The organism is Enterobacter sp. 18A13 (assembly GCF_007035975.1).
Classification (GTDB): domain Bacteria; phylum Pseudomonadota; class Gammaproteobacteria; order Enterobacterales; family Enterobacteriaceae; genus Enterobacter; species Enterobacter vonholyi.
Map to the genome: position 1 here is coordinate 753,406 of NZ_AP019634.1, position 25,550 is coordinate 778,955.

The 25,550-nt window shown below is 55.9% G+C and carries 22 protein-coding genes; 17 read left to right on the forward strand and 5 right to left on the reverse strand.

The annotated features are described in order from the left end of the window. The first annotated feature begins 6 nt into the window (after positions 1 to 6). The 16 genes from FOY93_RS03610 to mutT all read left to right on the forward strand — a co-directional run bounded on the left by FOY93_RS03610 (position 7) and on the right by mutT (position 20,073). Positions 7 to 1,773: a peptidoglycan glycosyltransferase FtsI gene (locus tag FOY93_RS03610; RefSeq protein WP_111964042.1), complete on the forward strand. Its 1,767-nt coding sequence runs from the start codon at positions 7 to 9 to the stop codon at positions 1,771 to 1,773. Then, positions 1,760 to 3,247: a UDP-N-acetylmuramoyl-L-alanyl-D-glutamate--2,6-diaminopimelate ligase gene (gene murE, locus FOY93_RS03615; RefSeq protein WP_143344648.1), complete on the forward strand. Its 1,488-nt coding sequence runs from the start codon at positions 1,760 to 1,762 to the stop codon at positions 3,245 to 3,247. The genes FOY93_RS03610 and murE overlap by 14 nt, the downstream gene beginning before the upstream one ends. Further along, positions 3,244 to 4,602: a UDP-N-acetylmuramoyl-tripeptide--D-alanyl-D-alanine ligase gene (gene murF / locus FOY93_RS03620; RefSeq protein ID WP_143344649.1), complete on the forward strand. Its 1,359-nt coding sequence runs from the start codon at positions 3,244 to 3,246 to the stop codon at positions 4,600 to 4,602. The genes murE and murF overlap by 4 nt, the downstream gene beginning before the upstream one ends. Next, on the forward strand, positions 4,596 to 5,678 hold the full coding sequence (gene mraY, locus FOY93_RS03625) for a phospho-N-acetylmuramoyl-pentapeptide-transferase (protein WP_008501985.1): 1,083 nt from the start codon (positions 4,596 to 4,598) through the stop codon (positions 5,676 to 5,678). Before murF ends, mraY begins: the two co-directional genes overlap by 7 nt. A 2-nt stretch (positions 5,679 to 5,680) precedes the next feature. Further along, complete coding sequence (gene murD, locus FOY93_RS03630; protein ID WP_143344650.1) at positions 5,681 to 6,997, forward strand: UDP-N-acetylmuramoyl-L-alanine--D-glutamate ligase; 1,317 nt, start codon at positions 5,681 to 5,683, stop codon at positions 6,995 to 6,997. Beyond that, complete coding sequence (ftsW, locus tag FOY93_RS03635; protein ID WP_115876438.1) at positions 6,997 to 8,241, forward strand: cell division protein FtsW; 1,245 nt, start codon at positions 6,997 to 6,999, stop codon at positions 8,239 to 8,241. The genes murD and ftsW overlap by 1 nt, the downstream gene beginning before the upstream one ends. Then, entirely contained in the window at positions 8,238 to 9,302 is a 1,065-nt protein-coding gene (gene murG, locus FOY93_RS03640; RefSeq protein ID WP_039260813.1) for an undecaprenyldiphospho-muramoylpentapeptide beta-N-acetylglucosaminyltransferase, read from the forward strand. Before ftsW ends, murG begins: the two co-directional genes overlap by 4 nt. A gap of 56 nt (positions 9,303 to 9,358) precedes the next feature. Beyond that, positions 9,359 to 10,834 carry a UDP-N-acetylmuramate--L-alanine ligase gene (murC, locus tag FOY93_RS03645; protein WP_115876437.1) on the forward strand — a complete coding sequence of 492 codons (1,476 nt, stop codon included), beginning with the start codon at positions 9,359 to 9,361 and terminating at the stop codon, positions 10,832 to 10,834. Beyond that, positions 10,827 to 11,747 carry a D-alanine--D-alanine ligase gene (locus tag FOY93_RS03650; protein WP_115876436.1) on the forward strand — a complete coding sequence of 307 codons (921 nt, stop codon included), beginning with the start codon at positions 10,827 to 10,829 and terminating at the stop codon, positions 11,745 to 11,747. The genes murC and FOY93_RS03650 overlap by 8 nt, the downstream gene beginning before the upstream one ends. A gap of 1 nt (position 11,748) precedes the next feature. Beyond that, complete coding sequence (gene ftsQ, locus FOY93_RS03655; protein WP_133293781.1) at positions 11,749 to 12,591, forward strand: cell division protein FtsQ; 843 nt, start codon at positions 11,749 to 11,751, stop codon at positions 12,589 to 12,591. Beyond that, on the forward strand, positions 12,588 to 13,844 hold the full coding sequence (ftsA, locus tag FOY93_RS03660; protein ID WP_023334508.1) for a cell division protein FtsA: 1,257 nt from the start codon (positions 12,588 to 12,590) through the stop codon (positions 13,842 to 13,844). The genes ftsQ and ftsA overlap by 4 nt, the downstream gene beginning before the upstream one ends. A 63-nt stretch (positions 13,845 to 13,907) precedes the next feature. Continuing rightward, the gene (ftsZ, locus tag FOY93_RS03665) at positions 13,908 to 15,059 is read left to right on the forward strand and encodes a cell division protein FtsZ (protein WP_008501978.1); all 1,152 of its coding nucleotides are present in this window, start codon (positions 13,908 to 13,910) and stop codon (positions 15,057 to 15,059) included. Positions 15,060 to 15,160: 101 nt separating this feature from the next. After that, positions 15,161 to 16,078 (forward strand): UDP-3-O-acyl-N-acetylglucosamine deacetylase, encoded by a 918-nt coding sequence (gene lpxC, locus FOY93_RS03670; protein ID WP_010426966.1) that lies wholly within the window; start codon positions 15,161 to 15,163, stop codon positions 16,076 to 16,078. Between the two features lie 277 nt (positions 16,079 to 16,355). Next, the gene (gene secM / locus FOY93_RS03675) at positions 16,356 to 16,859 is read left to right on the forward strand and encodes a secA translation cis-regulator SecM (protein WP_164850615.1); all 504 of its coding nucleotides are present in this window, start codon (positions 16,356 to 16,358) and stop codon (positions 16,857 to 16,859) included. A 58-nt stretch (positions 16,860 to 16,917) separates the two neighbouring features. Continuing rightward, positions 16,918 to 19,623 (forward strand): preprotein translocase subunit SecA, encoded by a 2,706-nt coding sequence (secA, locus tag FOY93_RS03680; protein ID WP_111964034.1) that lies wholly within the window; start codon positions 16,918 to 16,920, stop codon positions 19,621 to 19,623. A gap of 57 nt (positions 19,624 to 19,680) precedes the next feature. Next, the gene (gene mutT, locus FOY93_RS03685) at positions 19,681 to 20,073 is read left to right on the forward strand and encodes an 8-oxo-dGTP diphosphatase MutT (protein ID WP_136195611.1); all 393 of its coding nucleotides are present in this window, start codon (positions 19,681 to 19,683) and stop codon (positions 20,071 to 20,073) included. Between the two features lie 34 nt (positions 20,074 to 20,107). On the opposite strand, the gene yacG is transcribed toward mutT, so the two are convergent. From yacG to coaE, 3 genes are read right to left on the reverse strand one after another with little or no spacing between them, the layout of a single operon-like run. Next, positions 20,108 to 20,302: a DNA gyrase inhibitor YacG gene (yacG, locus tag FOY93_RS03690; RefSeq protein WP_045401034.1), complete on the reverse strand. Its 195-nt coding sequence runs from the start codon at positions 20,300 to 20,302 to the stop codon at positions 20,108 to 20,110. Positions 20,303 to 20,311: 9 nt separating this feature from the next. Beyond that, a complete protein-coding gene (zapD, locus tag FOY93_RS03695; RefSeq protein ID WP_133293783.1) occupies positions 20,312 to 21,055 on the reverse strand; it encodes a cell division protein ZapD in 744 nt (247 codons plus the stop codon). Beyond that, complete coding sequence (coaE, locus tag FOY93_RS03700; protein WP_133293784.1) at positions 21,055 to 21,675, reverse strand: dephospho-CoA kinase; 621 nt, start codon at positions 21,673 to 21,675, stop codon at positions 21,055 to 21,057. Before coaE ends, zapD begins: the two co-directional genes overlap by 1 nt. 228 nt (positions 21,676 to 21,903) lie before the next feature. Here coaE and FOY93_RS03705 point away from each other — a divergent pair, with 228 nt between their 5' ends. Next, positions 21,904 to 22,947 carry a GMP reductase gene (locus tag FOY93_RS03705; RefSeq protein WP_022647054.1) on the forward strand — a complete coding sequence of 348 codons (1,044 nt, stop codon included), beginning with the start codon at positions 21,904 to 21,906 and terminating at the stop codon, positions 22,945 to 22,947. Positions 22,948 to 22,988: 41 nt separating this feature from the next. Here the strand turns inward: FOY93_RS03705 and hofC are convergent, their stop codons facing one another. Further along, entirely contained in the window at positions 22,989 to 24,173 is a 1,185-nt protein-coding gene (hofC, locus tag FOY93_RS03710) for a protein transport protein HofC (RefSeq protein ID WP_143344651.1), read from the reverse strand. Beyond that, entirely contained in the window at positions 24,163 to 25,545 is a 1,383-nt protein-coding gene (gene gspE / locus FOY93_RS03715) for a type II secretion system protein GspE (RefSeq protein WP_133293786.1), read from the reverse strand. Before gspE ends, hofC begins: the two co-directional genes overlap by 11 nt. Positions 25,546 to 25,550: the final 5 nt, after the last annotated feature.

Genomic DNA, 25,550 nt, shown 5'->3' on the forward strand with positions numbered 1-25,550 from the left:
CGACGCATGAAAGCAGCGGCAAAAACGCTAAAACCAAAACGTCAGGAAGAACAGGCCAACTTTATCAGTTGGCGTTTTGCGTTGCTTTGCGGCTGCATTTTACTCGCTCTGGGTTTTCTGCTTGGACGCGTGGCCTGGCTACAAATCATCGCTCCTGACATGCTGGTACGCCAGGGTGACATGCGTTCCCTGCGCGTTCAGGAAGTGTCGACATCCCGTGGGATGATTACCGATCGCTCGGGTCGTCCGCTAGCGGTGAGCGTGCCGGTGAAGGCGATTTGGGCCGATCCTAAAGAATTGCATGATGCTGGCGGTATCACACTTGATAACCGCTGGAAGGCCCTTGCGGATGCGCTGAAGATGCCGTTGGACCAGTTAGCTTCACGCGTGAATACGAACCCGAGAGGGCGCTTTATCTATCTGGCACGTCAGGTGAACCCTGACATGGCGGACTACATCAAAAAATTGAAGCTGCCGGGGATCCATCTGCGTGAAGAATCCCGTCGTTACTATCCATCCGGCGAAGTGACTGCTCACCTCATTGGCTTTACTAACGTCGATAGCCAGGGGATTGAAGGCGTTGAAAAAAGCTTTGATAAATGGCTTACCGGCCAGCCCGGCGAGCGCATTGTGCGTAAAGACCGCTATGGTCGCGTGATCGAGGATATTTCCTCAACGGACAGCCAGGCCGCACACAACCTTGCGCTGAGTATTGATGAGCGATTACAGGCGCTGGTTTACCGCGAGCTGAACAATGCCGTGGCCTTCAACAAAGCGGAATCGGGCAGTGCTGTGTTAGTTGATGTCAGCACGGGTGAAGTGCTGGCGATGGCCAATAGCCCGTCCTACAACCCTAATAATCTTACCGGCACGCAGAAGGATGTTATGCGTAACCGTACCATCACCGACGTGTTCGAACCGGGTTCGACGGTTAAGCCGATGGTGGTCATGACTGCACTTCAGCGCGGTATCGTCAACGAAAACACCGTACTGAATACCATTCCATACCGAATTAACGGTCACGAAATCAAAGACGTGGCGCGCTACAGCGAATTGACCCTGACCGGGGTATTACAGAAGTCGAGTAACGTCGGCGTTTCAAAGCTGGCGTTAGCGATGCCGTCCTCAGCGTTAGTAGAGACTTACTCACGTTTTGGACTTGGAAAGGCGACCAATTTGGGGTTGGTCGGAGAACGCAGTGGCTTATATCCTCAAAAACAACGGTGGTCTGACATAGAGAGGGCCACCTTCTCTTTCGGCTACGGGCTAATGGTAACTCCGTTACAGCTAGCGCGAGTCTATGCAACGATTGGCAGCTATGGCGTCTATCGTCCGCTGTCGATTACTAAAGTTGATCCACCGGTTCCGGGCGAGCGTATCTTCCCGGAATCTGTCGTTCGTACCGTGGTGCACATGATGGAAAGCGTGGCGCTGCCTGGCGGCGGCGGCGTGAAGGCGGCGATCAAAGGCTATCGCATTGCCATCAAGACCGGTACAGCGAAAAAGGTGGGGCCAGACGGCCGCTACATCAACAAATATATTGCCTATACCGCAGGCGTTGCGCCTGCAAGCAATCCGCGTTTTGCGCTGGTGGTCGTAATAAACGATCCACAGGCGGGTAAATACTACGGCGGCGCCGTCTCCGCGCCTGTGTTCGGGGCTATCATGGGCGGTGTGTTACGCACCATGAACATTGAACCGGATGCGCTGGCGACGGGCGAAAAAAGTGAATTTGTAATTAATCAAGGCGAGGGTACAGGTGGCAGATCGTAATTTGCGCGACCTTCTCGCTCCGTGGGTGCCAAATGCACCGGAGCGAGCACTGCGAGAGATGGTACTGGACAGCCGCGTGGCTGCTTCTGGCGATCTTTTTGTGGCGGTGGTCGGTCATCAGGCGGACGGGCGTCGTTATATCCCGCAGGCGATTGCGCAAGGTGTGGCTGCCATTATTGCTGAGGCCAAAGATGAGGCAACCGACGGTGAGATCCGTGAAATGCACGGGGTGCCGGTTATCTATCTCAGCCAGTTAAACGAGCGTCTCTCCGCGCTGGCGGGACGTTTTTATCACGAACCTTCCGACCAACTGCGTCTGGTCGGCGTGACGGGCACGAACGGTAAAACCACCACCACGCAGCTGATGGCGCAGTGGGCCCAGCTGTTGGGTGAAACCGGTGCAGTGATGGGTACCGTAGGTAACGGCCTGCTGGGCAAAGTGAGCCCGACGGAAAACACCACCGGCTCGGCGGTAGACGTACAGCATGTGCTTGCAGGTCTGGCTGGGCAGGGGGCAACCTTTGCTGCGATGGAGGTCTCTTCGCACGGCCTGGTACAGCATCGGGTTGCGGCGCTGAAATTTGCCGCTTCAGTGTTTACTAACCTGAGTCGCGATCATCTTGATTATCATGGTGATATGGAGCATTACGAAGCCGCGAAATGGCTGCTGTTCTCCACTCACCATTACGGACAAGCCATCATCAACGCCGACGACGAAGTGGGCCGCCGCTGGCTGGCGAAGCTGCCGGATGCGGTTGCGGTGTCGATGGAAGACCATATCAATCCGAACTGCCACGGCCGCTGGCTGAAGGCGGTTGAGGTGAATTACCACGACAGTGGGGCGACAATCCGCTTTGCCTCTTCCTGGGGTGAAGGCGAAATTGAAAGCCGCCTGATGGGCGCGTTCAACGTCAGCAACCTGCTGCTGGCGCTGACGACGCTGCTGGCACTGGGTTATCCGATGGCTGAACTGCTGAAAACCTCAGCGCGTCTGCAGCCGGTTTGCGGCCGTATGGAAGTGTTCAGCGCGCCGGGCAAACCGACCGTTGTGGTTGATTATGCCCACACGCCGGATGCGCTGGAAAAAGCGCTCGAAGCGGCGCGCCTGCACTGCGCCGGGAAGCTCTGGTGCGTGTTTGGCTGCGGCGGCGATCGCGATAAAGGCAAACGCCCGCTGATGGGGGCTATTGCCGAGCAGTTCGCAGATATTCCGGTAGTAACCGATGACAACCCGCGTACGGAAGAGCCGCGCGCCATCATCAATGACATTCTGGCGGGCATGCTGGACGCGGGCCGTGCTCGCGTGGTGGAAGGCCGTGCGGAAGCCGTGACCAATACCATTATGCAGGCGCAGGAGAATGATGTTGTCCTGTTAGCGGGCAAAGGGCATGAAGATTATCAGATCGTTGGCAATCGCCGTCTGGACTACTCGGACCGCGTAACGGCAGCACGCCTGCTGGGAGTCGTGGCATGATTAGCATCACGTTACGTCAGGCCGCTGCAATCCTGAAGGGCGACCTGCACGGGCAAGACCTGACCATTGATGCCGTAACGACGGACACCCGCAAAATCACTGCAGGCTGTCTGTTTGTGGCGCTGAAAGGCGAACGTTTTGACGCGCATGATTTTGCTGAACAGGCCAAAGAGAACGGCGCCGGTGCGCTGCTGGTCAGCCGCAAGCTCGATATCGATCTGCCGCAAATTGTAGTGAAAGATACGCGCCTCGCGTTCGGTGAGCTGGCTGCCTGGGTGCGTCAGCAGGTGCCTGCTCGCGTCGTCGCGCTGACCGGATCCTCAGGCAAAACGTCAGTGAAAGAGATGACGGCGGCGATCCTCGGCCAGTGCGGTAATACGCTTTATACCGCGGGCAACCTCAATAATGATATCGGCGTGCCGATGACATTGCTTCGCCTGACCAAAGAACATGACTATGCGGTGATCGAGTTAGGAGCAAACCACCAGGGCGAAATCGCCTGGACCGTGAGCCTGACTCGCCCGGAAGCTGCGCTGGTGAATAACCTCGCGGCTGCGCACCTGGAAGGTTTTGGCTCGCTGGAAGGCGTGGCGAAAGCGAAAGGTGAGATTTATACCGGCCTGCCGGATAACGGTATCGCTATTCTGAACGCCGATAACAACGACTGGCTGAACTGGCAGAGCATCATTGGCTCGCGTAAAACCTGGCGCTTCTCGCCAAATGCGGCCAACAGTGATTTTACGGCGACCAATATCCATGTGACGTCCCACGGCACCGAGTTCACCCTCACGACCCCAACGGGGGGCGTGGAGGTTCTGCTGCCGCTGCCGGGTCGCCATAACATCGCCAATGCCCTTGCGGCGGCGGCGCTGTCAACGGCGGTGGGCGCTACACATGAGGCGATCAAAGCCGGGCTGGCGAACCTGAAAGCCGTGCCGGGTCGTCTGTTCCCGATTCAGCTTTCGGAAAACAAACTGCTGCTGGATGACTCCTACAACGCGAACGTTGGTTCAATGACGGCGGCGGTGCAGGTGTTATCTGAAATGCCGGGCTACCGCATCATGGTGGTTGGCGACATGGCAGAGCTGGGCGACGAAAGCGAAGCCTGTCATACCCAGGTCGGTGAAGCGGCGAAAGCTGCGGGGCTGGACTGTGTCCTGAGCGCAGGAAAACTGAGCCAGGCGATTAGCCAGGCCAGCGGCGTTGGCGAGCATTTTGCCGATAAAACGGCATTGATCGAGCGCCTTAAGGCATTAATTACAGAAAAACAAATTGTGACTGTATTAGTTAAAGGTTCACGTAGTGCCGCCATGGAAGAGGTTGTGCACGCATTACAGGAGAACGGGACATGTTAGTTTGGCTGGCCGAACATTTGGTCAAATATTATTCAGGCTTTAACGTCTTTTCGTATCTGACGTTTCGCGCCATCGTCAGCCTGCTGACTGCGCTGTTCATCTCGTTGTGGATGGGCCCGCGCATGATTGCCCGTCTGCAAAAACTCTCTTTCGGCCAGGTTGTGCGTAACGACGGTCCGGAATCGCACTTCAGCAAACGCGGTACCCCGACCATGGGCGGGATCATGATCCTGACCGCCATCGTCGTTTCCGTGCTGCTGTGGGCGTATCCCTCCAACCCGTACGTCTGGTGCGTTCTGACGGTACTGGTGGGTTATGGGATCATCGGTTTTGTTGATGATTACCGCAAAGTCGTTCGTAAAGATACTAAGGGCCTGATCGCGCGCTGGAAATATTTCTGGATGTCGGTGATCGCGCTTGGCGTAGCCTTCGCGCTGTATCTGGCAGGCAAAGACACACCGGCCACCGAGCTGGTTGTGCCGTTCTTCAAAGACGTTATGCCGCAGCTGGGGCTGTTCTACATTCTGCTGGCCTACTTTGTGATTGTCGGCACCGGTAATGCCGTTAACCTGACCGACGGTCTGGATGGCCTGGCCATTATGCCAACCGTCTTTGTGGCGGCCGGTTTCGCGCTGGTGGCGTGGGCGACCGGTAACATGAACTTTGCGAACTACCTGCACATCCCTTATCTGCGCCATGCGGGTGAGCTGGTGATCGTCTGTACGGCAATTGTCGGGGCGGGGCTTGGCTTCCTGTGGTTCAACACTTATCCGGCGCAGGTCTTTATGGGTGACGTCGGTTCTCTGGCTTTGGGCGGTGCGCTCGGCATTATCGCCGTGCTGCTGCGTCAGGAGTTCCTGCTGGTGATTATGGGCGGCGTGTTTGTGGTTGAAACCCTGTCGGTGATTTTGCAGGTCGGTTCCTTCAAGCTGCGCGGTCAGCGCATCTTCCGTATGGCGCCGATTCACCACCACTATGAACTGAAAGGCTGGCCGGAGCCGCGCGTTATTGTGCGCTTCTGGATTATTTCGCTGATGCTGGTGCTGATTGGCCTGGCAACGCTGAAGGTACGTTAATCATGGCAGATTACCAGGGCAAAAAAGTCGTTATCATCGGGTTGGGCCTTACGGGACTCTCCTGCGTGGACTTTTTCCTCGCACGCGGCGTGACGCCACGCGTGATGGATACGCGTGTCTCTCCGCCGGGTCTGGACAAACTGCCGGAACAGGTTGAACGCCACCTTGGTGGTCTGAATGATGACTGGCTGCTGGCAGCCGATCTGATTGTCGCAAGCCCAGGTATGGCGCTGGCGCATCCTTCGCTGAGCGCTGCCGCGGATGCGGGTGTGGAAATTGTCGGCGATATCGAGCTGTTCTGCCGTGAAGTGCAGGCGCCCGTTATCGCGATTACCGGTTCTAACGGTAAAAGCACCGTCACCACTCTGGTGGGTGAAATGGCGAAAGCGGCAGGCATGAACGTCGGCGTTGGCGGTAACATTGGTTTACCTGCTCTGATGCTGCTGGACAAAGGCTGTGAGCTGTTCGTGCTGGAACTCTCCAGCTTCCAGCTGGAAACGACTTCCAGCCTGCATGCTGCGGCTGCGACGATCCTCAACGTGACTGAAGATCATATGGACAGGTATCCATTTGGCCTGCAGCAGTACCGTGCCGCTAAGCTCCGCGTTTATGAAAATGCCAAAGTCTGCGTTGTTAATGCCGATGACGCGCTGACCATGCCGGTGCGTGGCGCAGACGATCGCTGTATCAGCTTCGGTATCACGATGGGGGATTATCATCTGAACCGCCAGCTGGGTGAAACCTGGCTGCGCGTGAAGGGTGAGAAAGTGCTGAACGTGAAAGAGATGAAGCTCACAGGTCAGCACAACTACACCAATGCCCTGGCGGCGCTGGCGCTGGCGGATGCTGTAGGGCTGCCGCGCTCCTCCAGCCTGCAGGCGTTAACCACGTTTTCAGGCCTGGCGCACCGTTTCCAGCTGGCGCTGGAGCACAACGGCGTGCGCTGGATAAACGACTCCAAAGCCACCAACGTGGGCAGCACGGAGGCCGCGCTGAACGGGCTGCACGTTGACGGCACCCTGCATTTACTGCTGGGCGGCGATGGTAAATCAGCGGATTTTTCCTCGCTGAAGCCGTATCTCTCCGGCGATAACATCCGCCTGTACTGCTTCGGCCGTGACGGCAGCGAGCTGGCTGAACTGCGCCCTGAGGTTGCCGTACAAACCGAAACCATGGAACAGGCGATGCGGCTGATTGCCCCTCGCGTGAAGCCAGGCGATATGGTGCTGCTCTCTCCGGCCTGTGCCAGCCTCGATCAATTCAAGAATTTCGAACAGCGTGGTGATGTCTTTACCCGCCTGGCGAAGGAGTTAGGCTGATGCGTTTATCTCTCCCTCGCCTGAAAATGCCGCGCCTGCCAGGATTTGGGATCCTGGCATGGCTGTTTGCGGCGCTCAAAGGCTGGGTGATGGGCTCTCGTCAAAAAGATAACGACAGCCTGATCATGTACGACCGCACGCTATTCTGGCTCACGATGGGGCTGGCGGCGGTAGGCTTTATTATGGTGACGTCGGCATCAATGCCCGTCGGGCAGCGTCTGGCGAACGATCCTTTCCTGTTTGCCAAACGTGATGGTCTTTACATCATTCTGGCGTTCTGTCTGGCACTGGTGACCTTGCGTCTGCCGATGGAGTTCTGGCAGCGGCACAGCACGGCGATGCTGATCGCGTCGATTATTATGCTGCTGATCGTACTGGTGGTGGGCAGCTCCGTTAACGGGGCATCCCGCTGGATCGCCTTCGGTCCGCTGCGTATTCAGCCTGCGGAATTTACCAAGCTCTCCCTGTTCTGCTACCTGGCTAACTACCTGGTGCGTAAGGTAGATGAGGTGCGTAACAACCTGCGCGGCTTCTTAAAACCGATGGGCGTGATTCTGGTGCTGGCGGTATTACTGCTGGCGCAGCCTGACCTCGGTACCGTTGTCGTGCTGTTCGTTACCACCCTGGCCATGCTGTTCCTGGCGGGCGCGAAGCTGTGGCAGTTCATCGCTATTATCGGGATGGGGATTTCGGCGGTTGTGCTGCTGATCCTCGCCGAGCCTTACCGTATTCGCCGTGTGACCTCGTTCTGGAACCCCTGGGAAGATCCGTTCGGCAGCGGTTATCAGCTGACGCAGTCGCTGATGGCCTTTGGTCGCGGTGAAGTCTGGGGACAGGGGCTGGGGAACTCGGTACAGAAACTTGAGTATTTACCGGAAGCGCATACTGACTTCATCTTCTCCATTATTGCGGAAGAACTGGGTTATATCGGTGTGGTATTAGCGCTATTAATGGTATTCTTCGTCGCTTTCCGCGCCATGTCCATCGGCCGGAAAGCGCTGGAGATCGATCACCGCTTCTCAGGCTTCCTGGCCTGCTCAATTGGTATCTGGTTTAGCTTCCAGGCATTGGTTAACGTCGGGGCCGCAGCGGGTATGCTGCCGACCAAAGGTCTGACGTTGCCGTTGATCAGTTATGGTGGTTCCAGTCTGTTGATTATGTCGACGGCCATCATGCTGTTGTTGCGCATAGATTATGAAACGCGTCTGGAAAAAGCCCAGGCGTTTACACGAGGTTCACGATGAATCAACCGAAGCGGTTAATGGTGATGGCAGGCGGTACCGGCGGACACGTGTTCCCGGGGCTTGCGGTTGCGCACCATTTAATGGATCAGGGCTGGCAGGTACGCTGGCTGGGAACCGCAGACCGCATGGAGGCCGACCTGGTACCGAAGCACGGTATCGAGATCGACTTTATTCGTATTTCCGGCCTTCGGGGCAAAGGCCTCAAGGCAATGCTGCTGGCACCGGTGCGTATTTTTAACGCCTGGCGTCAGGCGCGCACCATTATGAAGCGCTTTAAGCCCGATGTGGTGCTGGGCATGGGCGGCTATGTCTCGGGGCCCGGCGGGCTGGCGGCGTGGTCGTTAGGTATTCCCGTCGTTCTGCATGAGCAGAACGGTATTGCCGGTCTGACTAACAAGTGGCTGGCGAAGATCGCCACTAAAGTGATGCAGGCGTTTCCCGGCGCGTTCCCAAAAGCGGACGTAGTGGGTAATCCCGTGCGTGTCGACGTGCTGGCGCTGCCGCTGCCGGACGCTCGCCTGACGGGCCGTGAAGGGCCGGTTCGTGTGCTGGTCGTCGGCGGCTCTCAGGGCGCACGTATCTTGAACCAGACGATGCCGCAGGTAGCTGCAAAGCTGGGCGATACCGTTACCATCTGGCACCAGAGCGGGAAAGGCGCTCAGCAGACCGTTGAGCAGGCTTACGCAGACGAAGGTCAGCCGCAGCATAAAGTCACAGAGTTTATCGACGACATGGCGGCAGCGTATGCCTGGGCCGATGTCGTGGTCTGTCGCTCAGGCGCGCTGACGGTGAGTGAGATCGCCGCCGCGGGTCTGCCGGCCCTGTTTGTGCCGTTCCAGCACAAAGACAGACAGCAGTACTGGAATGCGCTGCCGCTTGAGAAAGCCGGTGCGGCGAAGATATTTGAGCAGCCACAATTTACCGCCGACGCGGTCGCCACCACCCTGGCGGGCTGGAACAGAGACGCACTGCTGGAGATGGCACAACGCGCGCGCGCGGCCGCTATCCCTGATGCGACGGAACGGGTGGCAAAAGAAGTGAGCCTGGCAGCCCAGGCTTAACCCTCGCAGCGCGTGTTGCGCTGCACGAATTTTAAGTAGTCGATGGCGTTTAGAGAATGAATACACAACAACTGGCAAAACTGCGTTCAATCGTGCCCGAGATGCGTCGCGTCCGGCACATTCACTTTGTTGGCATCGGTGGTGCTGGCATGGGCGGTATTGCCGAAGTGTTAGCTAACGAAGGCTATCAGATCAGCGGGTCTGACCTGGCGCCAAACCCTGTTACGCAGCAGCTGGCGTCGCTTGGGGCGACTATCTATTTCAACCATCGTCCGGAAAACGTGCGCGATGCGAGCGTGGTGGTGGTCTCAAGCGCCATCTCCTCTGACAACCCTGAAATCGTTGCTGCGCACGAAGCGCGCATTCCGGTGATCCGCCGTGCAGAAATGCTGGCGGAACTGATGCGTTTTCGTCACGGCATCGCCATTGCCGGGACCCACGGTAAAACCACGACCACGGCGATGGTTTCCAGTATTTATGCGGAAGCGGGGCTCGATCCGACGTTCGTCAACGGCGGTCTGGTCAAAGCCGCAGGCGTGCATGCACGTCTGGGCCACAGTCGTTATCTGATTGCTGAAGCGGATGAGAGCGACGCGTCGTTCCTGCACCTGCAGCCGATGGTGGCGATTGTCACTAACATCGAAGCTGACCATATGGATACATACCAGGGTGATTTCGAGAACTTAAAGCAGACCTTCATCAACTTCCTGCACAACCTGCCGTTCTATGGACGTGCGGTAATGTGCGTAGACGATCCGGTGATCCGCGAGCTGCTGCCGCGCGTGGGTCGTCAAATCACCACCTACGGCTTCAGCGAAGACGCTGACGTTCGCGTGGAGGAGTACAAACAGATTGGCGCGCAGGGACACTTCACGCTGGCGCGTCAGGACAAAGAGCTGCTGCACGTCACGCTGAATGCACCAGGGCGCCATAACGCCCTCAATGCCGCAGCGGCAGTGGCCGTCGCGACGGAAGAAGGCATTGATGATGATGCGATTCTGCGCGCGCTGGAAAGCTTCCAGGGCACCGGTCGCCGTTTCGACTTCCTCGGTGAATTCCCGCTGGATGCCGTGAACGGTAAAGCCGGTTCGGCGATGCTGGTGGACGACTACGGCCACCATCCGACCGAAGTGGACGCCACCATTAAAGCCGCACGCGCGGGCTGGCCTGACAAAAATCTGGTGATGATCTTCCAGCCGCACCGCTTCACGCGTACGCGCGATCTGTATGACGATTTCGCCAGCGTCCTGTCACAGGTAGACACCCTGTTAATGCTGGACGTATACGCCGCAGGCGAGACGCCGATTCCAGGGGCTGACAGCCGCTCCCTGTGCCGTACAATCCGTGGACGCGGTAAGGTTGACCCTATTCTGGTTTCTGACCCTGCGCAGGTGGCGGAAATTCTGGCACCGGTCCTGACGGGTAACGATTTGATTCTGATTCAGGGCGCGGGAAATATCGGCAAAATCGCCCGTACCTTAGCTGAAATCAAACTGAAGCCGCAAACCCAGGAGGATGAGCATCATGGCTGATAAGATTGCTGTCCTGTCTGGCGGCACCTCTGCTGAACGCGAGGTTTCCCTGAATTCCGGCGCGGCTGTGCTGGCGGGCCTGCGGGAGGGGGGCGTCAACGCGCACCTGGTCGACCCAAAAGAGGTCGACGTGACGCAATTAAAAGCCATGGGCTTCGATAAAGTCTTTATCGCTTTGCATGGTCGTGGTGGTGAAGACGGAACCCTGCAGGGGCTTCTTGATCTGATCGGCCTGCCGTACACCGGCAGCGGCGTGATGGCTTCCGCTATCTCAATGGACAAACTGCGCAGCAAGCTGCTGTGGCAGGGCGCGGGATTACCTGTTGCGCCATGGGTAGCGCTGACGCGTCGCGAATTTGAATTGGGCCTTTCGGACAGCGTTAATGCACGCATTGCTGAACTGGGCTTACCGGTTATTGTAAAGCCCAGCCGGGAAGGCTCCAGCGTGGGAATGTCCAAAGTCGACAAAGCTGAAGATCTTTCGTCCGCTTTAGCACTGGCATTTCAACATGATGAAGAAGTTCTGATTGAAAAATGGCTTAGCGGGCCGGAATTTACCGTCGCGATGCTTGGCGAAGAAATTTTACCGTCAATCCGTATCCAACCCGCCGGAGTCTTCTATGATTATGAGGCGAAGTATCTCTCTGATGAGACGCAATATTTCTGCCCAAGTGGTCTTGAAGCTGAGCGTGAAGCCGATTTACAGTCCCTGGTGCTTAAAGCCTGGCATGTTCTGGGTTGCCAGGGCTGGGGACGCATCGATGTGATGCAAGACAAAGATGGACAATTTTATCTGCTGGAAGCCAACACCTCTCCGGGTATGACGAGCCACAGCCTTGTGCCGATGGCCGCGCGTCAGGCGGGGATGAGTTTCTCGCAGTTAGTCGTACGCATTCTGGACCAGGCGGGCTGATATGTCTCAGGCTGCATTGAACACGCGCAACCGCGATGACGAGGACGAATACACCTCTTCACGCCGCAGTAATGGAACGCGTCTTGCAGGCATCATTTTCCTGCTCGGGGTGCTGTGCACCGTGTTTATCAGCGGCTGGATGGTCCTGGGCTGGATGGAAGATGCGCAGCGGTTGCCGCTCTCTAAGCTGGTGGTCACCGGTGAGCGTCACTATACGCGTAACGACGATATTCGCCAGTCAATACTGGCGCTGGGCTCGCCTGGCACTTTCATGACTCAGGACGTCAATATTATCCAGAGTCAGATTGAACGTCTGCCATGGATAAAACAGGCGAGCGTAAGAAAGCAATGGCCTGATGAATTGAAGATTCATCTGGTTGAATTTGTGCCCATTGCGCGTTGGAATGATCAGCACATGGTTGACGCAGACGGAAATTCCTTCAGCGTCCCGGCCGATCGTGTCAACAAGCAAAATTTACCGATGTTGTATGGCCCGGAAGGTAGCGAAAACGAAGTATTACAGGGTTTTCGCGAAATGGGTCAGGTGCTGGCGAAGGACAGGTTTACGTTAAAAGATGCTGCCATGACGGCGCGCCGTTCCTGGCAGCTGACGTTAACGAACGGCATTAAGCTCAACCTGGGACGCGGGGACACCATGAAGCGTCTGGCGCGTTTTGTCGAACTTTACCCGGTTTTACAGCAGCAGGCACAGACTGACGGCAAAAGGATAAGCTACGTTGATTTGCGCTATGACTCAGGCGCAGCAGTCGGTTGGGTACCGGCTCCGGTCGAGGAACCTAATCAGCAACAGAATCAGGCACAGGTACAGGCAGAACAACAATGATCAAGGCGACGGACAGAAAACTGGTAGTTGGACTGGAGATTGGCACCGCGAAGGTTGCCGCTTTAGTAGGGGAAGTTCTGCCCGACGGTATGGTCAATATCATTGGCGTAGGCAGTTGCCCTTCCCGTGGTATGGATAAAGGTGGGGTAAACGATCTTGAATCGGTGGTGAAATGCGTTCAGCGCGCCATCGATCAGGCTGAACTGATGGCAGATTGCCAGATTTCGTCTGTCTATCTGGCCCTTTCTGGTAAGCACATTAGCTGCCAGAACGAAATTGGTATGGTGCCGATTTCCGAAGAAGAAGTGACGCAGGAAGACGTTGAAAACGTAGTGCACACGGCGAAATCCGTGCGTGTCCGCGACGAACATCGCGTGCTGCATGTCATTCCGCAGGAATATGCGATTGACTACCAGGAAGGGATCAAGAACCCGGTCGGTCTTTCTGGCGTACGTATGCAGGCAAAAGTGCACCTGATCACATGTCACAACGATATGGCGAAGAACATTGTAAAAGCCGTTGAACGTTGTGGCCTGAAAGTTGACCAACTTATTTTCGCGGGTCTGGCGGCAAGTTATTCCGTGCTGACCGAAGATGAACGTGAACTGGGTGTCTGTGTGGTCGATATTGGTGGTGGTACAATGGATATCGCCGTCTATACCGGCGGTGCGTTGCGCCACACCAAAGTGATCCCTTATGCCGGGAACGTTGTGACCAGCGATATTGCTTACGCCTTTGGTACGCCGCCGAGCGATGCAGAAGCAATTAAAGTGCGCCACGGCTGTGCGCTGGGGTCTATCGTTGGCAAAGATGAGAGCGTTGAAGTGCCGAGCGTCGGTGGTCGTCCACCGCGTAGCCTGCAGCGCCAGACGTTGGCAGAGGTGATTGAGCCGCGCTATACCGAGCTGCTCAACCTGGTCAACGAAGAGATTTTACAGTTACAGGAACAGCTTCGTCAGCAGGGTGTTAAGCATCATCTTGCGGCGGGGATTGTATTAACCGGCGGTGCGGCGCAAATTGAAGGTCTTGCGGCCTGTGCTCAGCGCGTGTTCCATACGCAGGTGCGTATTGGTGCGCCGCTGAATATCACCGGTTTAACGGATTATGCTCAGGAGCCGTATTATTCAACGGCTGTGGGCCTGCTTCACTACGGGAAGGAATCTCATCTCAGTGGTGAAGCAGAGGTGGAAAAACGCGTCTCAGTGGGGTCGTGGGTCAAACGACTGAACAACTGGTTGCGAAAAGAGTTTTAATTTTTTTAAGAGACCGGAGAGAATTAGCGGTCTCGGGCGACAGGCACAACGGAGAGAGAAATTATGTTTGAACCTATGGAACTGACCAACGACGCGGTGATTAAAGTCATCGGCGTCGGTGGCGGCGGCGGTAACGCCGTAGAGCATATGGTGCGTGAACGCATTGAAGGTGTTGAATTCTTTGCAGTTAACACCGATGCGCAGGCACTGCGTAAGACGGCTGTAGGCCAGACTATCCAGATCGGCGGTGGTATCACCAAAGGGCTGGGAGCAGGGGCTAACCCGGAAGTTGGTCGCAATGCGGCTGAAGAAGATCGTGAAGCGCTGCGCGCTGCACTGGAAGGTGCGGACATGGTCTTCATCGCAGCAGGTATGGGTGGCGGTACGGGTACCGGCGCAGCACCTGTTGTGGCTGAAGTAGCTAAAGATTTAGGTATCCTGACCGTTGCTGTCGTGACCAAGCCTTTCAACTTTGAAGGCAAGAAGCGTATGGCGTTCGCGGAGCAGGGTATCACCGAGCTGTCCAAGCATGTGGACTCGCTGATCACCATCCCTAACGACAAGCTGTTGAAGGTTCTGGGGCGCGGTATCTCCCTGCTTGACGCATTCGGTGCAGCAAACGACGTGCTGAAAGGCGCGGTCCAGGGTATCGCTGAACTGATTACCCGTCCTGGCCTGATGAACGTTGACTTTGCAGACGTTCGCACCGTGATGTCCGAAATGGGCTACGCGATGATGGGCTCTGGCGTGGCGAGCGGTGAAGATCGTGCAGAAGAAGCGGCTGAAATGGCCATCTCTTCTCCACTGCTGGAAGATATCGATCTGTCTGGTGCGCGCGGCGTGCTGGTCAACATTACCGCTGGCTTTGACCTGCGTCTGGATGAGTTCGAAACCGTGGGTAACACTATCCGTGCGTTCGCCTCTGACAACGCTACCGTGGTAATCGGTACTTCTCTTGACCCTGAAATGAACGACGAGCTGCGTGTTACCGTTGTTGCTACCGGTATCGGCATGGACAAACGTCCTGAGATCACCTTAGTGACTAACAAGCAGACTCAGCAACCGGTAATGGATCGTTACCAGCAGCACGGTATGTCTCCTCTGACTCAGGAGCAGAAACCGGCCGCGAAAGTGGTGAACGACCCAACGCCGCAAACGGCGAAAGAGCCAGATTATCTGGATATCCCGGCGTTCCTGCGTAAGCAAGCTGACTAAGAATTGGCTGGAATTTGGGGATTTGCGCTCTTTGTGCTAAACTGGCCCACCGTTAGTGATATACACTCTCGGTTGGATAGTTAATTTGGCGAGATTATACGATGATCAAACAAAGGACACTTAAACGTATCGTTCAGGCGACGGGTGTCGGTTTACATACCGGCAAGAAAGTCACGCTGACGTTACGCCCTGCGCCGGCCAATACCGGGGTCATCTATCGTCGCACCGACTTGAATCCACCGGTAGATTTTCCGGCCGATGCCAAATCTGTGCGTGATACTATGCTCTGTACTTGTCTGGTGAACGAGCATGACGTGCGGATTTCTACCGTTGAGCACCTGAACGCCGCCCTGGCGGGGCTGGGTATCGACAACATTATTGTTGAAGTCGATGCGCCAGAAATCCCGATTATGGATGGCAGTGCTGCACCGTTCGTCTATCTGTTGCTGGATGCTGGCATCGAAGAACTGAACTGCGCGAAGAAATTTGTTCGCATCAAAGAGACCGTTCGCGTCGAAGATGGCGACAAATGGGCTGAATTCAAACCGTACAATGGTTTCTCGTTGGACTTTACCATCGACTTTAACCATCCGGCGATTGACTCCAGCACCCAACGCTATGCGATGAACTTCTCTGCCGATGCGTTTATGCGCCAGATCAGCCGAGCCCGTACGTTTGGCTTCATGCGTGATATCGAATATCTGCAGTCCCGCGGCCTGTGCCTGGGCGGCAGCTTCGATTGTGCCATCGTTGTTGACGATTATCGCGTACTGAACGAAGACGGCCTGCGTTTCGAAGATGAATTCGTTCGTCACAAAATGCTGGACGCTATCGGCGACCTGTTTATGTGTGGTCACAATATCATTGGTGCATTTACCGCGTTCAAATCCGGTCATGCGCTGAACAACAAACTGTTGCAGGCCGTCCTGGCAAAACAGGAAGCCTGGGAATATGTGACCTTCGAAGACGAAGCAGAACTGCCGCTGGCTTTCAAAGCGCCAAACATGGTTCTGGCGTAACGGTTCACGCCGTTTCGTAAAAAATCGACTGGTTAACCTGGTACTCTCTCCGACCAGGAAGACCAGTCGTTTTTATTTTTGCCATTCTTCGTTTGCCCCAGCGTTATCTCTTGTTTGTCTTTCGCAGAAAATGTGTGCGTTAGCTGCATTCTTGACCGTTTTTCCCCGCGGCGGCACCTCATTCCTGCTGATGTGCATTGGCTTTAGTGATACTATCTGGGCGCTAAAAGAATAACTGAACTCAGCCTCTGCAAGGCTGGCTTATTGGGTGGAGCAGGTGAGCGGAATACTGACGCGCTGGCGACAATTTGGCAGACGTTACTTCTGGCCGCATCTCTTATTAGGGATGGTCGCGGCGAGCTTTGGCTTGCCTGCGCTCAGCAACAGTGCCGAAGCGGCGACGCCCGCAAAAACCTCCACGACTAAACACGATTTCAACACGCGGGTTAACTTCACTAACCTTGCGTGGCTTGAAGCCAGCCGCCGTCCAAACTTCACCGTCGATTACTGGCACCAGCACGCTATCCGCACGGTTATCCGCCATCTGTCTTTTGCGATGGCACCGCAAGCCATGCCTGTTGCGGAAGAGGCGCTGCCGGTGCAGGCTCAGCATCTTGCCCTGCTGGACACGCTCAACGCGCTGCTCACGCAGGACAGCCAGCCGCCGGTCATAGTTCGTCAGTCGACGCAACGTGAGTTTGTTTCACCTGTTTCATTCTCTGTTTCAACCTGGATTAGCCAGGCTCACGGCATTCGCGCCGGGCCGCAACGCCTCAGCTAAATTAACTTTTTCAATACCTTAATTTATCTGCCCACAATGGGGCGTTTGAGAATTTATTATGCTAATCAAATTGTTAACTAAAGTTTTTGGTAGTCGTAACGATCGCACCCTGCGCCGTATGCGTAAAGCAGTTGCCGTCATCAACGGTATGGAACCGGCGATGGAGAAGCTCTCTGATGACGAGCTTAAAGCGAAAACAGCGGAATTTCGTGCGCGTCTGGAAAAAGGTGAAACCTTAGAAAGCCTGATCCCGGAAGCGTTTGCTGTCGTGCGCGAAGCGAGTAAGCGTGTATTCGGCATGCGTCACTTCGACGTTCAGCTGCTGGGTGGTATGGTGCTCAACGAGCGCTGCATCGCGGAAATGCGTACCGGTGAAGGTAAAACCCTGACCGCAACGCTGCCGGCTTACCTGAACGCGCTGACCGGTAAAGGCGTTCACGTCGTTACCGTCAACGACTATCTGGCGCAGCGTGACGCCGAAAACAACCGTCCACTTTTCGAATTCCTCGGTATGACTGTTGGCATCAACATGTCCGGCCTGCCTGCGCCAGCCAAGCGTGAAGCGTATAACGCGGATATTACCTACGGTACCAACAACGAATACGGCTTCGACTACCTGCGTGACAACATGGCGTTCAGCCCTGAAGAGCGCGTCCAGCGTAAGCTGCACTATGCGCTGGTGGATGAGGTGGACTCCATCCTGATCGATGAAGCGCGTACTCCGCTTATCATCTCCGGCCCGGCTGAAGACAGCTCCGAGATGTACCGTAAGGTCGACAAAATCATTCCACACCTGCTGCGTCAGGAAAAAGAAGACTCGGATACCTTCCAGGGTGAAGGCCACTTCTCCGTTGATGAAAAAGCGCGCCAGGTGAACCTGACCGAACGCGGTCTGGTGAAAATTGAAGAGCTGCTGGTTGCTGAAGGCATTATGGAAGAGGGCGAGTCTCTGTACTCCCCGAGCAACATCATGCTGATGCACCACGTGACCGCCGCGCTGCGTGCCCACGCGCTGTTCACCCGCGACGTCGATTACATCGTTAAAGACGGCGAGGTGATCATCGTCGATGAACACACCGGCCGTACCATGCAGGGACGTCGCTGGTCTGACGGTCTGCACCAGGCTGTGGAAGCCAAAGAAGGTGTGGATATTCAGAATGAAAACCAGACGCTGGCGTCTATCACCTTCCAGAACTACTTCCGTCTGTACGAGAAGCTGGCAGGGATGACCGGTACCGCCGATACCGAAGCGTTTGAATTCAGCTCTATCTACAAGCTGGATACCGTGGTCGTTCCAACCAACCGTCCGATGATCCGTAAGGATATGCCGGATCTGGTGTACATGACCGAAGCGGAAAAAATCCAGGCAATCATTGAAGACATTCGCGAACGTACCGCAAAAGGCCAGCCGGTTCTGGTGGGGACCATCTCCATCGAGAAATCTGAAGTGGTTTCCAACGAGCTGACCAAAGCAGGCATCAAGCACAACGTTCTGAACGCCAAGTTCCACGCTAAAGAGGCAGACATTGTTGCGCAGGCGGGTTATCCGGCTGCCGTCACCATCGCCACCAACATGGCGGGTCGTGGTACCGATATTATGCTGGGCGGTAGCTGGCAGGCTGAAGTGGCTGAGCTGGAAAACCCAACGCCAGAACAGATTGCGCAGATCAAAGCCGACTGGCAGGTTCGTCATGACGCCGTTCTGGCTTCCGGCGGTCTGCACATCATCGGTACGGAGCGTCACGAATCGCGTCGTATTGATAACCAGCTGCGTGGTCGTGCGGGTCGTCAGGGTGATGCCGGTTCATCCCGCTTCTACCTGTCTATGGAAGATGCGCTGATGCGTATTTTTGCCTCCGACCGCGTGTCCGGCATGATGCGTAAGCTGGGGATGAAACCTGGCGAAGCCATTGAGCACCCGTGGGTGACCAAAGCGATCGCGAACGCACAGCGTAAAGTGGAAAGCCGCAACTTTGATATTCGTAAGCAGCTGCTGGAATATGATGACGTGGCTAACGATCAGCGTCGTGCGATCTACACCCAGCGTAACGAACTGCTGGACGTCTCCGACGTGAGCGAAACCATTAACAGCATTCGTGAAGATGTGTTTAAAGCCACCATCGACGCGCATATTCCACCGCAGTCTCTGGAAGAAATGTGGGATATCGAAGGCCTTCAGGAACGCCTGAAAAACGACTTTGACCTCGATCTGCCAATCAAAGAGTGGCTGGATAAAGAGCCTGAGCTGCACGAAGAGACCCTGCGTGAACGTATCTTTGAAACCGCGCTGGACGTATACAAGCGTAAGGAAGAGGTTGTTGGCGCTGAGATGATGCGTCACTTCGAAAAAGGCGTAATGCTGCAGACCCTGGATTCCCTGTGGAAAGAGCACCTGGCGGCTATGGACTACCTGCGTCAGGGTATCCACCTGCGTGGCTATGCGCAAAAAGATCCGAAGCAGGAATACAAGCGTGAATCCTTCTCCATGTTTGCGTCTATGCTGGAGTCGCTGAAGTATGAAGTGATCAGCACCCTGAGCAAGGTTCAGGTGCGTATGCCGGAAGAGGTAGAAGCGATGGAGCAGCAGCGTCGTGAAGAAGCCGAGCGTCTGGCACAAATGCAACAGCTGAGCCACCAGACCGACGACAGCGAAGCCGCAGCGGCGATCGCCGCGCAGACCGGCGATCGTAAAGTGGGTCGTAACGATCCGTGCCCGTGTGGTTCCGGTAAAAAGTACAAGGCGTGCCACGGCCGTCTGAGCTAAGTTCATAAAAAAACAAAAAGGCGCAGATTTCTGCGCCTTTTTTATGGAAGCGACACTATGAAAATACTGCAAATTGCCGTCGGGATTATCCGCAACCCGCAAAACCAAATCTTCATCACCCAGCGCGCTGCCGACGCCCACATGGCAAACAAGTGGGAGTTTCCGGGCGGTAAAATCGAGTCAGGTGAAACGCCGGAAGAGGCACTGGTTCGGGAGCTTCAGGAAGAGGTGGGGATCACTCCGCTTGGCGCAACGCTGTTTGATAAGCTTGAGTACCAGTTTCCGGACAGGCACATCACGCTGTGGTTCTGGCTGGTGGAAAACTGGGAAGGTGAACCCTGGGGAAAAGAGGGACAGCCGGGTAACTGGGTAGAGCTTCAGGCATGTGATGCCGAAAAATTCCCGCCAGCTAATGAGCCCGTGATCCTGCGGTTAGCCGCACAACCGTAGGCCTGCTGAGCGAAGCGCCAGCAGGCTTTACAGATTACTGCTGGGTTTCACTCCAGTCATCGCTGTCCGAGAGATCGCCTTTGCTTGGAATGCGTTTCTCTTCCGCCGCCCATTCGCCCAGGTCAATGAGCTGACAGCGCTTGCAGCAGAATGGGCGGAACGGACTGACTTCGCCCCAGACAACGGTTTTACCACAGGTTGGGCAGCTTACGGTGGTGACATCAGACATCGGCACTCCTTAACAACAGGCCAGTTCAAAATCGAGACGTTCCGGCACGGTGCCATTTTCACTGTCCAGCGGCATAAAGCGAATCGCAAAACGGCTCTTATGCCCGGAAATCTGCGGGTAAAGCTGTTCGCCAAGCGATAAATTCAGGCGCAGAAGATCGGCATCATCACCGTTATCCTGGTAGAAACCATTCAGGCTGGTTTGCTTGCGGAACGGCGCAGAGTTACGTATCAGGTCGAGGATCAGCGACAGCGTCTGGTGCATTGGCTCCAGGCTTGCCAGCCAGCTGTTCACTTGTACGTCACGCTGCGCCTGTGGCATATGTAGCCACATATGCAGCGTCGGCAGGTCGAAGCTGCAGCAGCCGCCAGGGATGCTCAGACGCTGGCGCACCAGGCCAATCAGGCGGTCTTCACGCAAAAACTGTCCGACGCGCGGCGCGGCCATCAGGACGGCGCTACTGCTTTTCAACTGCTGGCGGAGCGCGTCGATACGGCTCTGATCTACGCCGGGGACCTCTGTCCATGCCTGCAATTTACGCTGCTGGCGCTCCAGCTCTTTGAGTAATTCTGTGCGGACATCACCGCGTTCAATCACATCCAGCAGATCGCCTACGTTGCGGAAGAAGTGCAATGCGGTGGCATGATCGTTAACCGGCAGATGTTGTGAAAGTTGTTGAATAAGAAATTCGATACGCAGCCAGGTGCGCATTTTTTCATTGAGCGGATGCTCAAAAAGGACGTGTGTCGACATTATGGTTTTTCCTGTGCAACGGCCTGCGCGGCGAACGTCAGATACTGCGCGTGCAGACGGGCAACATCCGATGCAATGGCATCTGGTGCGCCGTTATTATCAATAACATCATCCGCCACGGCAAGACGCTGAGCGCGCGTAGCCTGAGCGGCAAGAATTTGTTCAGCATGCTCCCGCGAAACGCGATCGCGCGTCATGGTTCTCTGGATTTGCGTTTCGGGTTCAACATCAATCACCAGCACCCGATCGGCTTTCTGATGCAGCTGATTTTCCACCAGTAGCGGAACCACCCACAGGACATAGGGCGAGCGGGCTGCGGCTATCTGACGCTGAGTTTCCTGGTGGATGATGGGGTGGAGCAGGGCATTAAGCCAGGCTTTTTCCGCAGAATCAGAAAAAATGCATTCGCGAAGCTGACGGCGATTTAGCGTGCCATCGGCATTGATGATTGCATTGCCAAAATGTTCTGCGATGGCTTTAAGCGCGGGTGTATTGGGCTCTACCACCTGGCGGGCAATGATATCGGCATCGATAATCTTGATACCCAAACGAGAAAACGCGTCCGCAACGGTACTTTTACCACTACCGATACCGCCGGTTAATGCAACGATATACCCCATTAAATCAAATCCTGGGAATTATTCATTATTAAAATCAGTGGATTAAAACTCTCAGATGCACCAGCAACTGTTTAGCCCTGTTTACCGGCTTTTGACCAGGTAAATTTATAGGATTGTAGCGTAAAAAAAGAGAATTTCGCAGTCTTGCGGAGCAGGTATTAGTGCGTATGATAGCGTCACTGGAGTTGTGCTTTTTACATATTTGCCTCTAACCCCAGGAATCCGCACATGCGTATCGAAGAAGATCTGAAGTTAGGTTTCAAAGACGTTCTTATCCGCCCTAAACGCTCTACACTGAAAAGTCGCTCAGACGTTGAACTCGAACGTCAATTCACCTTTAAGCATTCCGGTCAGACCTGGTCTGGCGTGCCGATCATCGCTGCCAACATGGATACTGTGGGAACCTTTGAGATGGCAACCGCCCTGGCACAGTTTGATATTCTCACCGCCGTGCACAAACATTACAGCCCTGAAGAGTGGAATGCGTTTGTCGCATCCGCATCTGCTGACGTAGTGAAGCATGTGATGGTTTCTACCGGCACCTCCGATGCGGATTTCGAGAAGACCAAACAGATCCTGAACGCTAACCCGGCGCTCAACTTCGTTTGTATTGACGTGGCGAACGGTTACTCCGAGCACTTCGTGCAGTTCGTCAGCAAGGCGCGTGAGGCCTGGCCGACGAAAACCATCATCGCGGGCAACGTGGTGACCGGTGAAATGTGTGAAGAGCTGATCCTCTCCGGTGCCGATATCGTGAAGGTGGGCATTGGTCCGGGCTCTGTATGCACGACACGCGTCAAAACCGGCGTCGGTTATCCGCAGCTCTCCGCCGTCATTGAATGTGCCGATGCGGCGCACGGGCTGGGCGGACAGATCATCAGCGACGGCGGTTGCACCATGCCGGGTGATGTCGCAAAGGCTTTCGGCGGCGGTGCGGACTTCGTGATGCTCGGCGGTATGCTGGCAGGTCACGAAGAGAGCGGTGGTACCGTAGTTGAAGAGAACGGCGAGAAATTCATGCTGTTCTACGGCATGAGCTCTGAGTCTGCGATGACCCGTCACGTCGGTGGTGTGGCAAAATACCGTGCGGCAGAAGGCAAAACCGTGAAGCTGCCTCTGCGCGGCCCGGTTGAAAACACCGCACGCGATATCCTCGGCGGCCTGCGCTCTGCCTGCACCTACGTTGGAGCATCCCGTCTGAAAGAGCTGACAAAGCGTACGACGTTTATTCGCGTTCAGGAACAAGAAAACCGCGTATTCAATAGCCTGTAATGGCTTTCGCTGGCGCATGCCCGTGCGCCAGCCCTGCTGTACTATCCCGCACTCAACGCATCCCCCAGATGGAAAATCGGCAGGTACATTGCCACCACCAGCGTGCCGATGATGACCCCTGTCACAATCAGAAGCACCGGTTCCAGAAGGGCCGCCAGGCTATCTGCTCGTTGAAAGGTCTGTTCCGTGTGATGCCGGGCGAGGTTTGCCAGCATGATATCCAGCGCACCTGATATTTCGCCGGTTCGTAAAAGCTGAATACACAGCGGGGTAAAGATGCCCGCTTTATTAAAGGATGACCAGACGGGGAGACCTTTTTCAATGTCCTCCCGAACGCCACGGAGTATTCCCTGCCAGTACCGACTTTCAACGGTCTCCTCTGCACTCTCCAGGCCCTGTAGAAAGGGGATTCCGGACTGCTGCGTGAGTGACAGCACGGTAAAGATGTGTCCCAGTTTTTGCCCTTTTGCCAGCGCGCCCATCACGGGCGTATACATCAGCATGCGCTGCCAGCGAGGGTTCTGCCGCAGAGCCCAGGCAGTGGCCAAGGGCGCTAATAACGCGGCGAACAACGCGAGGGCATAGGACTGGATAAAGGCGGCCATCCCCATGACCATCTGTGTCAGCAGGGGAAGCGGAGCGTTAAACGTTTTATAGATCGCGGCAAACTCGGGCAAGACCAGGACAACCATCGCCAGCACCACGAGCACGGCCAGCGTCAGGACAATCGCCGGATAGCGCAGGGCTTTTTTTACCTTTGCTCTGAGCTCCTGCTGCGCTTTTTGCTGCTGCGCGAGCTGGCGACAACACTCCTCCAGTTTCCCTGTGAGCTCACCGGTTTTCACCATCGAGACATGCAGTGGGCTAAAAACGGCTGGCCACTTTTTTAGCGACTCAGAAAAGGGGGCTCCCTCACCGAGCTCATCGGCAATACTTTGCAGCAGTGCCTGCCACGGTTTTAACGGATGTTGCTCTGCCAGCATCTGCAGGCTGTGGGACAACGTCAGCCCGGCCTGCAGAAGCGTTGCAAGCTGGCGAAACATCTCGTAGCAGTGATGTGGCCGCCAGCGGTGTTGCTGAGCGCATCGGGTCAGCGTCAAAGGATGGAGATCGCTCCGCACTAGCCTGGTGAAGGCGGCATTGCGGTCTGTGGCCCAGAGTGTCCCGCTTCGGAGTTCACCTTCTTTGGTGAGCGCTCGCCAGCGCCAGAGTTGATTAGCCCCCATTTGGCATTCCCAGCACGCGCACCAGTTCTTCGAGCGTGGTCAGCCCTTGTTCGACGGCCATGCAACCGTGCTCGAAAAGAGAAATCATTCCCGCCTGCCGGGCGCTCGCTTCTATCACTTCTGTTCCCGCTCCGCTGGCAATGGCCTGCCGCAGCGCATTGTCGACCGCGAGTACTTCAAAAATAGCTACGCGGCCATAAAAACCGTGATAACAGCGATCGCAGCCGGTGGACTGCCAGCGAGGAAGTGGTCTGGACCATACGGCGCGCGGTAATTCAGCATGCTCGCTGGCTTCCCGACGACAATGTGGGCACAGGCGCCGGACCAGTCGCTGGGCAATCACCATCGACAGCGCGGAAGATATCATCCAGCGCGCGACGCCCATCTGCTCCAGTCGAATCAGGGTTTCTGTCGTCGAGTTGGTGTGCAGGGTCGACAGCACCAGGTGCCCGGTCTGGGCGGCATTAATGGCAATTTCTGCCGTTTCACCGTCACGGATTTCGCCGACCATAATGATGTCGGGATCCTGACGTAGCAGCGCCCTTAACACGCTCTGGAATGTTAAACCCGCCCGGGGATTAATCTGCGTCTGGTTTAAACCCGCAAGGGGGATCTCAATGGGATCCTCCACGCTGCATATGTTGACGTCAGGGGTGTTACGCGCCTGCAGCGCGCTGTACAGCGTCACGGTTTTGCCGCTGCCGGTAGGGCCGGTGACCAGAATCAGCCCCTGCGGCTGGTGGAGCACCTCGTTGAAACGGGCCAGTTGTTCAGCACTCATACCAAGCGCTTCAGGCTCAAGGGCCTGCTGAACCTGATGCAAGAGACGCAGCACAATTTTCTCACCACCGCTGCAGGGAAGCGTCGCGATCCGAAATGAGACCGGCTCGTTTGCCAGCTCAATCGTAAACTGACCGTCCTGGGGCAAACGACGTTCTGCAATATCCAGGTTACCCAGCACCTTTAAACGTGCGCTGAACAGGCTTGCCAGTTCAGCGGCAAGGGGAGGCTGAGGGCAAAGTACGCCGTCGATACGTAAACGAATCTGGCACGCGTGCTCCATCGGTTCGATATGAATATCAGAGGCGCGTCGGTTGATTGCCTGCTGCAGCGTGTGGTTGAGGACATCAACTGTTGAGTATGTTTGCGTAATGCCGGGCAGATGTGATTGGGACGTTAGCTGCCGGTGTTTTTCCATGCGCTCAGCGCTCCAGCACTCAATATCAATTCGTTTCTGGGTGGCGAAGCGCAGCGCCTCCATGAGTTCAGCCGCGGGGCTTCCCACGACGGCAATGCTGACCATGTCACTGTCGCTGGTGAGCAGCAGCGCGCGGTGGCGCAGACAAAGCGCCACGAGTTGCTCGGTATTCATTATCC